This is a genomic window from Cellulomonas persica, assembly GCF_007989825.1.
GTDB classification, from domain to species: Bacteria; Actinomycetota; Actinomycetes; order Actinomycetales; family Cellulomonadaceae; genus Cellulomonas; species Cellulomonas persica.
Genome location: NZ_BJUA01000003.1, coordinates 14,715 through 30,559, shown reverse-complemented (window position 1 = coordinate 30,559; position 15,845 = coordinate 14,715). Strand labels below are relative to the sequence as shown.

Annotated in this window: 14 protein-coding genes; 10 read left to right on the top strand and 4 right to left on the bottom strand. The window is 74.3% G+C overall.

The annotated features are described in order from the left end of the window. Positions 1-54: 54 nt before the first annotated feature. Complete coding sequence (locus CPE01_RS03660; protein ID WP_146805301.1) at positions 55-678, bottom strand: MarC family protein; 624 nt, start codon at positions 676-678, stop codon at positions 55-57. 93 nt (positions 679-771) lie between these two features. Beyond that, positions 772-1,611, bottom strand: coding sequence for a PHP domain-containing protein (locus CPE01_RS03655; protein ID WP_146805300.1), 840 nt, complete (start codon positions 1,609-1,611; stop codon positions 772-774). Between the two features lie 87 nt (positions 1,612-1,698). On the opposite strand from CPE01_RS03655, the gene CPE01_RS03650 reads away from it, so the two are divergent. After that, a complete protein-coding gene (locus tag CPE01_RS03650) occupies positions 1,699-3,273 on the top strand; it encodes an aminopeptidase P family protein (protein WP_246783717.1) in 1,575 nt (524 codons plus the stop codon). Between the two features lie 18 nt (positions 3,274-3,291). On the opposite strand, the gene CPE01_RS03645 is transcribed toward CPE01_RS03650, so the two are convergent. Both CPE01_RS03645 and CPE01_RS03640 read right to left on the bottom strand, forming a co-directional pair. Beyond that, the gene (locus tag CPE01_RS03645) at positions 3,292-3,984 is read right to left on the bottom strand and encodes a YflT domain-containing protein (RefSeq protein ID WP_146805299.1); all 693 of its coding nucleotides are present in this window, start codon (positions 3,982-3,984) and stop codon (positions 3,292-3,294) included. Between the two features lie 198 nt (positions 3,985-4,182). Then, positions 4,183-6,126 (bottom strand): pectate lyase-like domain-containing protein, encoded by a 1,944-nt coding sequence (locus CPE01_RS03640; protein WP_246783716.1) that lies wholly within the window; start codon positions 6,124-6,126, stop codon positions 4,183-4,185. A gap of 166 nt (positions 6,127-6,292) precedes the next feature. Here CPE01_RS03640 and CPE01_RS03635 point away from each other — a divergent pair, with 166 nt between their 5' ends. From CPE01_RS03635 to CPE01_RS03595, 9 genes are all read left to right on the top strand, one after another. Beyond that, positions 6,293-7,609 carry a magnesium transporter MgtE N-terminal domain-containing protein gene (locus CPE01_RS03635; protein WP_246783715.1) on the top strand — a complete coding sequence of 439 codons (1,317 nt, stop codon included), beginning with the start codon at positions 6,293-6,295 and terminating at the stop codon, positions 7,607-7,609. Further along, positions 7,602-8,168 (top strand): DUF1003 domain-containing protein, encoded by a 567-nt coding sequence (locus tag CPE01_RS03630; protein WP_146805298.1) that lies wholly within the window; start codon positions 7,602-7,604, stop codon positions 8,166-8,168. Before CPE01_RS03635 ends, CPE01_RS03630 begins: the two co-directional genes overlap by 8 nt. Before the next feature lie 86 nt (positions 8,169-8,254). Further along, positions 8,255-9,403 carry an Mrp/NBP35 family ATP-binding protein gene (locus CPE01_RS03625; RefSeq protein ID WP_146805297.1) on the top strand — a complete coding sequence of 383 codons (1,149 nt, stop codon included), beginning with the start codon at positions 8,255-8,257 and terminating at the stop codon, positions 9,401-9,403. A 121-nt stretch (positions 9,404-9,524) separates the two neighbouring features. Continuing rightward, complete coding sequence (locus CPE01_RS03620; protein ID WP_371861975.1) at positions 9,525-10,328, top strand: DeoR/GlpR family DNA-binding transcription regulator; 804 nt, start codon at positions 9,525-9,527, stop codon at positions 10,326-10,328. Then, entirely contained in the window at positions 10,325-11,503 is a 1,179-nt protein-coding gene (gene galT, locus CPE01_RS03615) for a galactose-1-phosphate uridylyltransferase (RefSeq protein ID WP_146805295.1), read from the top strand. Before CPE01_RS03620 ends, galT begins: the two co-directional genes overlap by 4 nt. Then, positions 11,500-12,672, top strand: coding sequence for a galactokinase (gene galK, locus CPE01_RS03610; RefSeq protein ID WP_146805294.1), 1,173 nt, complete (start codon positions 11,500-11,502; stop codon positions 12,670-12,672). Before galT ends, galK begins: the two co-directional genes overlap by 4 nt. A 114-nt stretch (positions 12,673-12,786) precedes the next feature. Then, on the top strand, positions 12,787-14,172 hold the full coding sequence (locus tag CPE01_RS03605; RefSeq protein ID WP_146805293.1) for a sensor histidine kinase: 1,386 nt from the start codon (positions 12,787-12,789) through the stop codon (positions 14,170-14,172). Between the two features lie 59 nt (positions 14,173-14,231). Continuing rightward, the gene (locus CPE01_RS03600; protein ID WP_281285098.1) at positions 14,232-14,894 is read left to right on the top strand and encodes a response regulator; all 663 of its coding nucleotides are present in this window, start codon (positions 14,232-14,234) and stop codon (positions 14,892-14,894) included. Between the two features lie 163 nt (positions 14,895-15,057). Next, positions 15,058-15,801, top strand: a complete 744-nt coding sequence (locus tag CPE01_RS03595; protein ID WP_146805292.1) for an ABC transporter ATP-binding protein — start codon at positions 15,058-15,060, stop codon at positions 15,799-15,801. The last annotated feature ends 44 nt before the right edge of the window (positions 15,802-15,845 follow it).

Here is a 15,845-nt window from a genome sequence, read left to right as displayed (position 1 = left end):
CACACGACGACGCCCCCGAGCCGCACCGCGGCCGGGGGCGTCGTCGTCGCCGGGTCAGGCCTGCTGGACGAAGGCCGTGACCGCGTCGGCGATGAGCTGGACGGCGATCGCGGCGAGCAGCAGACCGGCGATGCGCGTGACGAGGATCGTGCCGGAGTCCTTCAGGACGCGGTGGATGACGTTCGCGAACCGCATCGCGAGGTAGAGGGACACGTGCACCGCGACGATCGCGAGACAGATCGCGGTCCAGTCCCCCACGGTCCCGTCGGCCTGCTTGACGAACACCATCGTCGCGACGATCGCACCGGGACCCGCCAGCAGCGGGGTGCCGAGCGGCACGAGCGCGACGTTCACCTTGGCGTTCGGCGACGCCTGCTGCTCCTCCATCTTGCCGGTGAGCAGCTCCATCGCGATGAGCAGGAGCAGCAGACCGCCGGACGCCTGCAGCGCCGCGAGCGAGATGTGCATGTACGACAGGATCGACTGGCCGAACACCGCGAACGAGACGATCACGCCGAGCGCGACGGTCACGGCCTGCCACGCGGCCCGGTTGCGCTGCTTGCGGGTCATGGCGCCCGTGAGGCCCAGGAAGATCGGCACGGTCCCGGGCGGGTCCATGATGACGAACAGCGTGATGAAGACCGACGCGAACAGCCGCGGGTCGAAGATCTCGGTCACCGCACCGCCCTGTCCCGGGCGCCGCAGGCACCCTCAGCGAGGGCTGGGCTCAGGCGGCCGGCTGGTCCGCTCGTCGTCGTCGCTGCGCCGGGGTCACCGGACCACATCACTCGTGCCTCGTTCCTCGATCACGGCCAGGATCTCCGGCCGGGTCAGATTCTCCCCCAGCTCGTTGACCTTCCCTGCACCGTGGTAGTCGCTGCCTCCCGTGACGAGCAGCCCGAGCCGGTCGGCGATCGCCCGCAGCCGCTCGCGCTGCGCGGGCGAGTGGTCGCGGTGGTCGACCTCGAGGCCGGCGAGGCCGGCGGCGGCGAGCTCGTCGAACGTCTCGTCGGGCACGATGCGCCCGCGCGCGTCCGCCCCCGGGTGCGCGAACACGGGCACGCCGCCGGCCGCGACGATCGCCCGCACCGCGTCCGAGGCCTCGGGCGCGTAGTGCGGCACGTGGTACGGGCCGTCGGCGCGCAACAGCTGCGCGAACGCAGCATCCCTCGTCGGCACCACGCCGTTCGCGACGAGCGCGTCCGCGATGTGCGGCCGGCCGACGGTCACGGCGTCACCGGACTGCGCGAGCACGTCCTGCCACGTGATCGGCATGTCCGCGGCGAGCAGCTCGACCATCCGCTCCGCCCGCGTGACACGCGCGTGCCGGGTGGCCTCGAGCTCGGCGACGAGCGCGGGGTGGGTCGGGTCCTGCAGGTAGCACAGGAGGTGCACGCTGACGCCCCGCCACCGCGCCGAGACCTCGGTCCCGCGCACGAGCGCGATGCCGTGCTGCCGCGCGGCCTGCGCGGCGGCGTCCCAGCCGGCGGTCGTGTCGTGGTCGGTGAGCGCGACGACGTCGAGGCCCGCGTCCGCGGCGGAGGCGACGAGATCGGCCGGGGTCTGGGTGCCGTCGGACGCCGATGAGTGGGCGTGCAGGTCGATACGCACAGAGGCACCGTAGCGGCCCCGGGGGCGCGGGCCCGTGCCGCGCCGGCACCGCACGGTGTCCCCGGCGGCCGGTGGGAGGATGAGGGGATGACCGACGACACCGCAGCCCCCCGCCACGAGACCGGCAGCGACGAGACCGGCGCGACCTGGCACGAGGACCAGCCGATCGATGAGCGCGGCTCGAACCGTTCGCAGCGCCCCGGCTCGGCCGCGTTCCTGGAGTTCGTGACGTCCGGGTGGGCGCCGCGACCGCCGTCGCAGGTCACGCGCGGCGCGGCGGCCGACTTCACCGCGGCCAGGCGCAGCGCGCTGTCCGCCATGTTCCGCGGTCGTCGGCTGGTGGTCCCGGCCGGGACGTTCAAGGTCCGCTCCAACGACACCGACTACCGGTTCCGCCCGCACTCGGCGTTCGCGCACCTCACCGGCCTCGGCGTCGAGCAGGAGCCCGACGCGGTGCTCGTGCTGCACCCCGTCGCGGACGGCGCGGGCGACGACGGCAGCAGCCACCACGCGGTGCTCTACATGCGCCCGCTCGCGGGCCGCGACACCAGCGAGTTCTTCTCCGACTCGCGCTACGGCGAGTTCTGGGTGGGGGCGCGGCCGACGCTCGAGGACCTCGAGACCCTCACGGGTATCGCGACGGCTCACCTCGACGACCTGCGCGACGCGGTCGCCAAGGACGTCGGCGAGGGCGGGGTGCAGGTGCTCGTCGTGCCGGACGTCGACCCGGGCGTCGAGGCCGTGATCGAGGAGATCCGCCGGCAGGAGGCCGAGCGCGAGAGCCGGACGGACCGCGACGAGCACCTCGTCGAGGCGCTGTCCGAGCTGCGGCTCGTGAAGGACGCGTACGAGGTCGAGCAGATGCGCCTGGCCGTAGCCACGACGATCGAGGGCTTCGAGAAGGTCGTGCGCGCGCTGCCGGCCGCGCAGGCCCACGCGCGCGGCGAGCGCGTCGTCGAGGGCACGTTCGTCGGGCACGCCCGCCAGGAGGGCAACGCGGTCGGCTACGAGACGATCGCGGCCTCCGGCGAGCACGCGACGACGCTGCACTGGATCGACAACGACGGACAGGTCCGCGCGGGCGAGCTGCTGCTGCTCGACGCGGGCGTCGAGGTCGACTCGCTCTACACGGCGGACATCACGCGCACGCTGCCGGTCGACGGCACGTTCACCGACGTCCAGCGCCGGGTCTACCAGGCCGTGCTCGACGCCGCGGACGCGGCGTTCGCGGCCGCCGTGCCCGGCGCGCGGTTCCGCGACGTGCACGCCGCCGCGATGGAGGTCATCGCCGCGCGGCTCGACGAGTGGGGCCTGCTGCCGGTCACCGCGGCCGAGTCGCTGCTGCCCGACAACCAGCACCACCGCCGCTGGATGGTGCACGGCACGAGCCACCACCTCGGCATCGACGTGCACGACTGCGCGCAGGCGCGGGCCGAGCTGTACCTGGACGGCGTGCTCGAGCCGGGCATGGTCTTCACGATCGAGCCCGGCCTGTACTTCAAGTCCGACGACCTGCGGGTGCCCGAGGAGTACCGCGGCATCGGCGTGCGGATCGAGGACGACGTCCTCATCACGCAGGACGGCAACGAGAACCTGTCCGCCGCCCTCCCCCGCGAGCCCGACGCGGTCGAGGCGTGGATGGCCGGCCTGCTCGGGCGCTGACGGTCGGCGACCGCCTGGCTACCGGGTGGGATCGGCGCTCGTGCCGGTCCCACCCGGGGCGTCGGCGGGCGGCGCCGAGACGGGCGGCTCGGACACGGGCGGCTCGGACACGGGCGGCTCGGACACGGGCGGGGCGGCGACGGGCGGGGCGGCGACGGGCGCCGGGGAGACGGGCGGCGCGGGTGGGACGGGTGCGTCCTGCACCGGGCGTGCGGGCCAGCCCGAGACCACGCCACCGACCTCGGACAGGAGCTTGCGCGCCTGGTGCGCCTTCTCCGCGTGGCACAGCACCGCGTACGACGAGGCGACGATCTGGCTCGCGGACGTGAAGTCGCGCCGGCCGCGTGTGAACGAGTACGTCAGCACGGAGAACAGCAGCCCGAACGCCCCGCCGATGAGGATCGCGGGCAGCATCAGGCTCGCCCCGCCGGGCTCGGAGAACAGCGAGAGCAGCAGGCCGACGAACAGGCCGAACCACGCCCCGGACACGAACCCGCCCGACGCCGCGCGCGGGTAGGACAGCCGGCCGGTCACGCGCTCGACCATCTGCAGGTCGGTGCCGACGATCGTGACCATCTGCACCGGGAACGACTTGTCGGCGAGGTGGTCGACGGCCTTCTGCGCCTGCACGTAGGTGTCGTAGCGCGCGACGGTCTCGCCCTGCGGCGGGGTCGGCGTGCGCGGGATGCGGGACTGGCCGGAGAACGACATGGCCCGATCCTCCCCCGCCGACCTGGCACTTGACCAGGCGCCCCCTCGACGCCTCACCCACCGCCGCCCACCAGCACTCCCCAGCGGCCGCTCGGCTCACCACGCTCTGAGCCTGAGCGACCGCTGGGTCGTGGGGGCGGGTGGGACGCGGTCACGGGGTGGGTGGCCGTGGGCCCGCGTCCGTGACCCGCCCCGGGGTCACGGGTAGGTCGTGACGAACGACGGCGTACCCGTGTTGGTGTTGTCGACCTGCGCGCCCACGTCGTTGACGACGTGCCGGATGGTGCCGGCGCTGAGGTTGACGGTCATGACGTGGCGCAGCTGCACGCCCGGGCGTCGGGGCACCTCGAACCCGCGCTCGGTGACGATCGACGGGTTGTTCTGGTTGAAGACGTAGACGCCACCGCCCCACAGCTGGTGGGTGCGGACGCGGTCGCCGACCTTGTAGCCCGCCCAGCCGAGCGTGCCGTCGGGCATGGTCCAGTCGGCCTGCGTCGGCGGGTCGTAGGGCAGCTCGTTCTGGAACAGCACGACGCGCCCGCGCTCGCCGTTCCAGATCAGGTTGTGCTGCTGGAAGTGCTCGACGAACAGCCCGGTCGCGGTGACGTCGTCGCCGTTCACGACGACGCCCACGCGCCCGCGGTTCGTCCGCCACCGCTCGGTGTCACCGTTGACGCCCTCGGTGAAGCCCTCGACGCCGTGGTCCGCGCGCCACACCCACGTGTGGTCGACGAGGACGTGGTCGGCGTCGATCTGCAGCGCGACGTCGGTGCTGCCGCGGTGCGGACCCCCGACGCGGAAGTAGACGTCGCTGAGCGTGATCGGGTCGCGCCGGCTCGCGGCACTCCGGTGCGTGCCGTGGGGGTGCGTCCCGACCTGCAGCAGCACGCGCGACCGCGTGGGACCGGCGTCGATGGTGACGCCCGCGACCACGATGCCCGGCACGTCCGTGACGACGAGCGGCACGGCGCCCCGCACGGCGGTCAGCGTCGCGTGACCGAGCCCGAGCACGACCGTGCCGGGGCGCCGGGCGACGATGCTGCTCGCGACGTCGTAGACGCCCGGCGTGAGCAGCAGGTGCTTGCCGCGCGCGAGCTCGCTGTTGATGCGGTGCACCGGGTCGCCAGGCTTGGCGACGTAGAAGTCGCGCAGCGGGATCGAGCGGCCCGGCGTCAGGCCGTCGGCCCACGTGATGCCGCGCGTGCCCTGCGCGGCCGCCGGGACGCGCACCTGCCACGTCCCGCGCGCATCCACGTACAGGTACGGCTTCTCGCGGCTCACGGGCGTCGTCGCAAGCGTCGTGTACGGCGGGTCGGGGAACGTCGCGTCGTCGGGAGCGCCCTCGACGCCCGCGAAGACCTGGTTCCACACGGCGTTCGACCAGCTGCGGACCTCGCTGTTGCGCGTGAGCCACTGCTGCTGCGAGCCGTTGACGACGTCACCGAACCGCGAGTCCGCGATGAAGCCGCCGCTCGCGTACTGCGGCCCGGCGGTGCAGTAGTCCATGAGCGAGAAGCCCGGGTCGCCCGCGTCCGCGAGCACGTTGAGGCGCCGCAGCGAGACGGCCTGGGACACCGCCCAGAAGTTGGCCGACGCGCGGCACCCGTCCTGGCCCGCTGCGTCGATGTCGATCGTCAGGTTGGACAGCGTGCGCCAGAAGTTCACGAGCGCGAGGCAGTTCGGGTTCGCGGGGTCGTCGGACAGGCACCGGTTGTACGTCTCGACCTTGCCGTGCACGACGACGTCGGTGGGCGAGGCCCCGAGCCCGGCGACCTCGGTGTAGTACCCGACCTTGAGCTGCAGCGGCTGCTCGGCGGTGCCGTACTCGCCGGGCAGGAACAGCAGGCTGTAGCGCGCCGTGCCCATCTCGGCGTCCACCTGCTGGGCGTGGATCGCGTCGACGCGCGCCTGGATGTCGGCGACGGGCGTGTCCGGGCTGAAGACGACCACGTTGCGGCCGAGGTCGTGCGGGGCGGACGGGCCGTGGCCGGGACCGTGACCCGGTCCGGGCCCGGGACCGGGGCGGCCCGCGAGCGCGGGCGTGGACACGGCCGTGGCCGCGAGCGTGAGTGCGGTGATCGCGACCAGGGCGGACCGACGACGTCGTCGGGGTTGCGTGGGCGCGAGGCGGTGGTGGTGCACGGTGATCCTCTCCGTCGAGCTCAACCGGACATACCGGAGCCAACCACACTTACCGACCGGTTAGTAATCGGGCGGTGACACGTGTTCGCAACCGCGCCTCACGACTCGTCGCGCCGCAGGTGGCGGGCGTCGCGTGCGCGCGCCGCCTGGCGTCTAGGCTGACCGCGTGAGCAGCGTCGGCACCCGGGTGTTCGTCGCACGCCTGGCCGGCACCACGGTGTTCGATCCCCTCGGTGACCAGGTCGGCCGCGTGCGCGACGTCGTCGTGCTCGTCCGCCCCAAGGGCGCGCCGCGCGCCGTGGGCCTCGTCGTCGAGGTACCGGGCCGCAGGCGGGTGTTCCTCCCCCTGACGCGCGTGACGGCGATGGACCCCGGCCAGGTCATCTCGACCGGCCTGGTGAACATGCGGCGCTTCGAGCAGCGCGCGTTCGAGACGCTCGCGGTCAGCGAGCTCCTGGACCGCACGGTCGACTTCATCGACGGCACCGGGTCGGCGACGATCGAGGACGTCGCGATCGAGCTGCAGCGCAACAACGACTGGGTCGTCTCCAAGCTGTTCGTGCGGCGCGTCGTGCCCGGCCACCGCGGCCTGCTGCGCCGCCGCGGTGAGACGCAGCTCGTCGCGATCAACGAGGTCACCGGCCTCGCGCGGGCCGCCGGGCAGCAGGGCGCCGAGCTGCTGCTCGCGCAGTACGAGGACCTCAAGCCCGCCGACCTCGCCGACGTGCTGCACGACCTGGGCACCACGCGGCGCCTCGAGGTCGCCTCCGCGCTCGACAACGACCGCCTCGCCGACGTGCTCGAGGAGCTCCCGGGCGACGACCAGGTCGCGATCCTGCGCGGCCTCGAGCTGGGCCGTGCGGCCGACGTCCTCGAGGCCATGGAGCCCGACGACGCCGCCGACCTGCTCGGCGAGCTGCCCGACGAGCAGGTCGCCGAGCTCCTCGAGCTCATGGAGCCCGAGGAGGCCCGCGACGTGCGGCGCCTGCTCGCGTACGAGGACAACACCGCGGGCGGTCTCATGACCACCGAGCCCGTGGTCCTCGGCCCGGAGACGCCGATCGCCGCGGCGCTCGCGCACGTGCGTCGGCAGGACCTCGCGCCCGCGCTCGCGTCGATGGTGTTCGTCGTGCGCCCCCCGCTCGAGACCCCCACGGGCCGGTACATCGGCGTCGTGCACCTGCAGCGCCTGCTGCGCGAGCCGCCGCACGAGCCGATCGGCTCGGTCGTCGACACCGACCTCGAGCCCGTCGAGGCCGGCGCGCCCCTCATGTCCGTCACGCGCCAGCTCGCGACGTACAACCTGCTCGCACTGCCCGTCGTCGACGCCGACAAGCGCCTGCTCGGCGCGGTCTCGGTCGACGACGTGCTCGACCACCTCCTGCCCGAGGACTGGCGCGAGCAGGACGACGAGCCGGGCGGGACCAAGCCCGTGCCTCCCGGTCCGCGGCACGCGGCCAGGCCGGCGGTGGGCCGTGGCTGAGCGTCTCGACCAGCCGCGCGAGTCGCGGCGCTCGCTGCTGCCGCGTCCGTCGACCGACCAGGACGCCGCGGGGCGGGTCTCGGAGAGCATCGCGCGGTTCCTGGGCACGCCGTCGTTCATCTTCTGGCTGACGATCTTCTGCGTCGTCTGGATCGGCTGGAACTCGTGGGGGCCGGTCGACCTGCGGTTCGACAAGGCCTCGAACGGCTTCACGGCGCTCACGCTCATGCTCTCGCTGCAGGCGTCGTACGCCGCCCCGCTGATCCTGCTCGCGGCCAACCGGCAGACCGACCGAGACCGCGTGCAGGCCGAGCAGGACCGCCAGCGCGCCGAGCGGAACCTCGCGGACACCGAGTACCTCGCGCGTGAGATGGCGGCGCTGCGCATCGCGCTCGGCGAGGTCGCGACGCGCGACTTCGTGCGCTCCGAGCTGCGCAACCTCCTGGAGGACCTCGCGGAGCACGACGACGAGGACGGCGAGGACGGCGAGCCGTCGGACAAGGCCGAGCAGCGCACCCGGACCGAGCGCAAGCCCGACCGGCGCCGCGCGGGCGCCTGACGCCGAGGACGCCGGCACCACCGCGTGCGAGCACGGACGGGCCAGGGCCGGACGGCCCGGACGGGTCGCGCCGGGACCGACCTAGCATGGTCGTCGTGCCCCCGACTGACGAGACCCTGACCCAGGCCGTCCACGCCGCGCTCGCGACCGTGCAGGATCCCGAGATCCGGCGCCCGATCACCGAGCTCGGCATGGTCCGCTCCGTGACGGTGGACGCCGGGCGCGTCGTCGTCGGACTGGACCTGACGACGGCCGGCTGCCCGCTCAAGGACACCCTGACGCGCGACGTGACGGCCGCGGTCGCGCCGCTCGAGGGCGTCACCGAGGTGGCGGTCCAGCTCGGGGTCATGAGCGCCGAGCAGCGCGGCGAGCTGCGGCGGCTGCTGCGCGGCACGGACGCCGAGCCGACGATCCCGTTCGCGCAGGCGTCCTCGCTGACCAAGGTGTTCGCGATCGCGTCGGGCAAGGGTGGCGTCGGCAAGTCGTCGGTGACGGCGAACCTCGCGGTCGCGATGGCCGCCGACGGCCTGCGCGTGGGCGTGGTCGACGCCGACATCTACGGCTTCTCGATCCCCCGCATGCTGGGCGTCGACCGACCGCCGACGAAGGTCGACGACATGCTGCTGCCGCCCGTGGCGCACGACGTCAAGGTCGTCTCGATCGGCATGTTCGTGCCGCCGGGGCAGCCCGTCGTGTGGCGCGGCCCGATGCTGCACCGCGCGCTGCAGCAGTTCCTCGCGGACGTGTTCTGGGGCGACCTGGACGTGCTCCTGCTCGACCTGCCCCCGGGGACGGGTGACATCGCGATCTCGGTCGCGCAGCTGCTGCCCGGATCGCAGATCGTCGTGGTGACCACGCCGCAGGACGCGGCCGCCGAGGTGGCCGAGCGCGCGGGCTCGGTCGCGGTGCAGACGCGTCAGCAGGTGGTCGGCGTGATCGAGAACATGTCGTGGCTCGAGCAGAGCGACGGCACGCGCCTGGAGCTGTTCGGCTCGGGCGGCGGTGCGCGCGTCGCGCGGCGGCTCACCGAGCTCACGGGCGGCGACGTCCCGGTGCTGGGGCAGATACCGCTCGACGTCGCGCTGCGCGAGGGCGGTGACGTCGGCTCGCCCGTCGTGCTGAGCGACCCGCAGTCGCCCGCGGCGCTCGCGCTGACCCGGATCGCGCGCTCGCTCGGCGAGCGTCCGCGCGGCCTGGCGGGGCGCTCGCTGGGGCTGTCCCCCGCGGGTCGCTGACGCCTCACCCGATGGGGTCCGACGCCGGACCGAGGACCGCCGTCCTGTTCTCTTGTGTTCGTTCGTGTGCGACGATGTTCGAGTGCTGGCGACGCAACGACAAGAGCTGATCCTCGCCGCCGTGCGCGAGCACGGGGCCGCGCGCGTCGCGGACCTCGTCCTCGAGCTCGGCGTCTCCGACATGACGATCCGGCGCGACATCGCCGAGCTCGCGCGCGCGGGGCTCGTGCGCCGCGTGCACGGCGGAGCCGTCTCCCCCGGCGGCACACGCGCGGCCGACGAGCCGGGCTTCGAGATCAAGGTCGAGCACGCCGGCCCGCAGAAGACCGCGATCGCCCGCGCCGCGCACGCCGAGCTCGAGCCCGGGCAGACCGTCGCGCTGTCCGCCGGGTCGACCACCTACCGGCTCGCCGAGCTCATCGCCGAGGACGCGAGCCTGCGGCCCTTCACCGTGGTGACCAACGGCCTGCGGATCGCCGACGCGCTGCACCGCGCCGCGGCGCCGCACGGGCTCGAGGTCGTGCTGACGGGCGGCGTGCGCACGCCGTCCGACGCGCTCGTCGGACGAGTCGCGGACGCGTCGCTGGCGCTGCTGCGGGTCGACCGCGCGTTCCTCGGCGTGCACGGCCTCGACGAGTCAGGTCTGACGACGCCCAACCTCGCGGAGGCCGCGACCGACCGCGCGCTCATGGCCTGTGCCGCGGCGACCACCGTGCTCGCGGACCACACCAAGTGGGGCGTCGTCGGCCTGGCGAAGATCGCCGACCTCCACGAGGTCGACGTCGTCGTGATGGACGACGAGGCCCCCGCCGACGCGCGTCGGCTGCTGACCGACCGCCTGCAGACGGTCGTCGTGGCGCCGTCGCACGGCGAGCCGCGCTCACCCGACGAGCCCCGCCCGAACCCCCAGGAGGACCCGGCATGACCCCGGACACGCGCGCCCGGGTGCGCGTCACGCCCACGCGGCTCGCCGACGGCCGCGAGCTGATCTACTTCGACGACTCCGAGCCGTACGTCTCGGGTGGGGCGACGCGCCGCCTCGACGACCCCCGCCCGCTGCCCGACCGCTTCGCGCCCGCCGCGGACGGCCACCTGCCGACCGGCCCCGAGCTGCGCCGCGACCCGCTCACCGGCGAGTGGGTCGCGATGGCCGCGCACCGTATGAACCGCACGTTCCTGCCGCCCGCGGATGCCAACCCGCTGGCCCCCGCCACGCCCGGCGCGGCGTACCAGGACGGCGAGATCCCCGCCGAGGACTACGACGTCGTCGTGTTCGAGAACCGCTTCCCGTCGCTGCTGCGCGTCCCCGGCGCGAGCGACGAGGTCACGCTCCTCGACGACGAGGACCTCTGGGAGACCCGCGCGGCCACGGGACGCTGCGAGGTCGTGTGCTTCTCGTCGGACGCGACGGCGTCGCTGCGGACCGTCAGCCCGCAGCGGATGCGCACGATCATCGAGGCCTGGGCGCACCGCACCACCGCGCTCAACGCGACCGAGGGCGTCGAGCAGGTGTTCGCGTTCGAGAACCGCGGCAAGGAGATCGGCGTCACGCTGCACCACCCGCACGGTCAGATCTACGCGCTGCCCTACCTCGCGCCGCGCACCGCGAGGATGCTCGAGACGGCCCGCGAGCACCGCGCGCGCACCGGTCGCGTCCTGGGCCGCGACGTGCTGGAGGCCGAGCTGCGGCACGGCACACGCGTCGTCCTGGAGTCCGAGCACTGGGTCGCGTACGTGCCGTTCGCGGCGCGCTGGCCCGTCGAGGTCCACCTCGTGCCGCGACGCGACGTCCCGGACCTGCCCGCGCTGTCGGACGACGAGCGCGCCGACCTCGCCACGACGTACCTCGAGCTGCTGCGCCGCCTGGACCTGTTCTTCGTCGACGACGACACCGCGATCCCCCTGCCGTACATCTCCGGCTGGCACCAGGCGCCCGCGCGCCAGGGTCGCGAGGACTGGCGCCTGTCGTTGCAGCTGTTCTCCGTGCTGCGCGCGCCGGGCAAGCTCAAGTACCTCGCGGGCGTGGAGTCCGGCGTGGCGGCTTGGGTCAGCGACACCACCCCCGAACGCATCGCTCGTCGGCTGCAGGAGATCGCATGACGACGTGGGTCCGCGCCTGGGACGAGGCGACCGGGCAGGAGCGCGCGCGGGCGGTGTTCGCGACGACGTTCGGTGCGGCACCCGACGGCGTGTGGTCGGCGCCGGGGCGGGTCAACCTCATCGGCGAGCACACCGACTACAACGGCGGGCTGTGCCTGCCGGTCGCGCTCGCGCACCGCACGTACGCGGCGCTGCGGCGACGCGACGACGACACCGCGCGCATGGTCTCGGGCGCGGAGCCGACCGCCGTCGCCGAGCGCGAGCTCGCGGGCGTCGCGCCCGGCACGGTCGGCGGCTGGACCGCGTACGTCGCGGGGGTCGCGTGGGCGCTGCGTGCGCGGGGCCTGACGGTGCCCGGCTTCGACGTCGCGATCGACTCGTGCGTGCCCGTCGGGTCGGGCCTGTCCTCGTCGGCCGCACTGTCCTGCTCGGTCGCGCTCGCGCTCGACGCGGTCGGCGCGCTCGCGCAGGACCGCGCGGCGCTGGCGGCGGACTGCGTGCGCGCCGAGAACGAGATCGCCGGCGCCCCGACGGGCGGCATGGACCAGGCGGCGGCGCTGCGCACCGTCCCCGGCCACGCACTGCTCCTCGACTGCCGCGACCTGACGGTGCGGCACGTCCCGTTCGACCCCGCGGCCGAGGGCCTCGCGCTGCTGGTGATCGACACGCGCGCCGAGCACGCGCTCGTCGACGGTCAGTACGCCGCGCGGCGCGCGACGTGCGAGGAGGCGGCCGCAGCGCTCGGCGTGGACACCCTGCGCGACCTGACGGACACCCCCGGCGACGCCGAGCGGGCACTGGCGACGCTCGCCGACGGCACGCCCGAGGGCGAGGTGCGCGTGCGCCGCGTGCGGCACGTCCTCGCGGAGATCGCGCGTGTGCAGGAGTTCGTCGCGCTGCTCGAGGCCGGACGCCTGCGTGACGTCGGCCCGCTGCTCGACGCGTCGCACGCGTCCCTGCGCGACGACTACGAGGTCTCGTGCCGCGAGCTCGACGTCGCGGTCGAGGCCGCCCGCGCCGCCGGTGCACTCGGCGCGCGCATGACGGGCGGCGGCTTCGGCGGCTCGGCGATCGCGCTCGTCGAGGCGGACGCGCTGACCACGGTCGCGGCCGCGGTCGACGCGGCATTCACGGCCGCAGGCCTGCGCCCCCCGGCCTTCGTCGTCTGATCCGCACGCGAGGTCGTCGGATGCACGCCAGGTCGTCAGAGCCCGCTGACGACCTGACCTGTCACTGACGACCTCGCGGACATCGCCCTCGCGTCCGGCCCTATCGTGACCCGGGTGACTGACCGCGATCGCGCGCGCCTGCGCCCCGCTCGGCTCGCCGTGCCGGCGACGTGCGGGGTGCTCGCCGTGCTGCTGCTCGTCGTGGCTGCCCTGCTGCACGCCGCCGACCCGACCGGCCTGGTGGGCATGCCCGCCCTCGGCGCGCCGCTGTGGTGGTGGGCCGTCGCGGTCCTGCTCCTGCAGGCGGTCGCGCTCGCGTCCCGCCCGCACGCCGACGCGCGTGTGCTCGTCGCAGTCGCGGCGGCTGTCCCCGCGCTCGCGGGGCTCGGTGAGGGCATCGGGGTCGGGCTGCTCGCCGTGCTGGTGGCCGCCTACGAGGTCACGCTGTACCGCGGGCGGGCGCGCACGGTGCCCGCGCTCGTGGTCGCAGGGCTGCTCGTGGCCTGCGGTGTCGCCTGGGCCGAGCTGCGCATCGGGAGCGAGGCGGCGCTCGCGGTCACCGGCGGTCTGGTGCAGGCGCTCGGATCCGTCGGCCTGCCTGTGCTCGCCGCGACCGTCGTCGGGGCGCGCCGCGAGACCCGCGCGGCTCGGGCGGAGTCGCTCGCGGCCCGGGCCCGCGAGCACGACGCGCTCGTGCGCGTCGCCGTCGAGCGCGAGCGCACCGCGATGGCCCGCGAGCTGCACGACATCGCGGCCCACCACCTGTCCGGCATCGCCGTCATGACCGGGGCGATCGGCCGCCAGATCGACGTCGACCCCGCCGGCGCGAAGGCCGCGGTGGCGCAGGTGCGCGAGCAGAGCACCGCGATGCTGCGCGACCTGCGCAACTTGGTGGTGCTGCTGCGCGACGACGACGCGCCCGCGCACGGGCCGGGTGTCGTGCGGATGGAGACGCTCGCGGGCGTCTCCGAGCTCGTCGCGGCCGCGCGTGCCCAGGACGTCGACGTGACGCTGCGACGTTCGGGACCGGTCGACGAGGTCGCCGGCTCGGGTGCGCTCGGACCGCTCGCGCAGCTCGTCGTGTACCGCACCGTGCAGGAGGCGCTCGCGAACGCCAGCCGGCATGCTGCGGGCGCGTCGTGCGAGGTGCACCTGGACGCCCGGCCCGACGACCGGCTCGAGGTCACGGTCCGCAACGCCGCACCGCCGCACGACGACGAGCCGCCCGCGCACGAACCGGGATACGGGCTCGTCGGGATGCGCGAGCGAGCCGAGGTCACCGGTGCCCGCCTCCGGTACGGTCCGACGGGCGAGGGCGGCTGGGAGGTCCGGCTCACGGTGCCGGTCGCCGTCCCACCCCCTGACCAGCCCGATCAGCCCGCCCACCTGCCCGCGCACCATGCCTCCCTTCAGCCCTCTCACCAGGCCGCCCGCCAGGCTTCCCATGAGGCCTCCCACCAGCCCGCCGACCCGACGACCCCGGAGGGCGACGCACCGTGACCGACCAGACCGACGCGAGCAGCGTGCTCGCCCCCGCCGACGGGACGAACGGCTCGGGGATCCGCGTGGTCGTGGCCGACGACCAGGCGCTCGTCCGCATGGGGCTGGCCACGATGCTCGGCACGGAGCCGGACATCACGGTCGTCGGGCAGGCCGCCGACGGCGCGACCGCGGTCGAGCTCGCCCGGTCGCAGCGCCCCGACGTCGTGTGCATGGACATCCGGATGCCCGGCACGGACGGCATCGCCGCGACGCGTGCGCTGTGCGGGCCGGACGTCGAGGACCCGATCCCCGTGCTCGTGCTGACGACGTTCGACGTCGACGAGTACCTGTTCGGCGCGCTCGAGGCGGGCGCGTCCGGGTTCCTGCTCAAGGACGCCGAGCCCGCGGTGCTCGTCGACGCGGTGCGCTCGGTCGCCGCCGGCCAGGGCATGCTCGCCAACACGTTGACCAAGCGCGTGCTGCGCGAGGTCGTCACGCGGCGCCGGACGCAGCCCGTGACGGCCGCGCGCGCGACCGAGCTGCTGACGCCGCGCGAGCTCGACATCCTGCTCCTGCTCGCCCAGGGGATGTCGAACGAGGAGATCGCCGGCGCGCTCGTCGTCGAGGTCTCGACCGTGAAGTCCCACCTGGCGCGCGCGATGCCCAAGCTCGGGGTGCGCTCGCGCCTGCAGGCGGTCGTCTGGGCGTACCAGAACGGCATCGTCGAGCTCGGCGGCTGACCGCCGGCAGCCCTGCGCGCCCCTCGTCGGACGCCGCGCCGGCCCTCTCACCTGGGCTTGCATCGAAGGATGCAAGCCGCGCAGTGCCGTCGTCGGAGGCTCGTGACGGCGTGCTCCCGGTTCCTAGCGTGATGGCGACATCCAGCAGGACGAGGAGCCCACGATGACCACCACCACCACGAGGACCGACGTGTCGGTCCAGCTCACCGACGTCCACAAGACCTACAGCGGCGCGACCGACGTGCACGCGCTGCGCGGCGTCTCGATCTCGCTGCCTGCCGGGTCGCTGACCGCCGTGATGGGGCAGTCCGGCTCGGGCAAGTCCACGCTGCTGAACTGCGCCGCGGGCCTCGACGTCCCGACGAGCGGGCGCGTCGTGATCGGCGGGCAGGACCTCACCGGCCTGTCCCCCGACGCGCTGACGCGGTTCCGCCGCGACCGGATCGGCTTCGTCTTCCAGTCGTACAACCTGATCGGCCACCTGAGCGTCGCCGAGAACATCGCGCTGCCGGTGCTGCTCGCCGGCCGCGTGCCCGACCAGCGCTGGCAGGCGCAGCTGCTGGCCGCGCTCGGGCTCGGCGGGCTCGAGCACCGCCTGCCGGGCCACCTGTCGGGCGGTCAGGCCCAGCGCGTCGCGATCGCGCGTGCGCTGTTCACCCGGCCGGACGTCGTGTTCGCCGACGAGCCCACGGGCGCGCTCGACTCGCGCAGCGGCGCGCAGGTGCTCGAGCTGCTGCGCGACACGGCGGCCTCTCTGGGTCAGACGGTCGTGCTCGTCACGCACGACAGCCGCGTGGCCGCGACGGCCGAGCGCGTGCTGTTCATCGCGGACGGTGTCATCGCCGACACCCTCGAGGCCCCGACCGCCGAGCGCGTCACCGCGCGCATGCTGGACCTGGGGCGGTGACCGGCATGTGGTTCCTCGTCCGGCGCGGGGTGCGCGCCCACCGC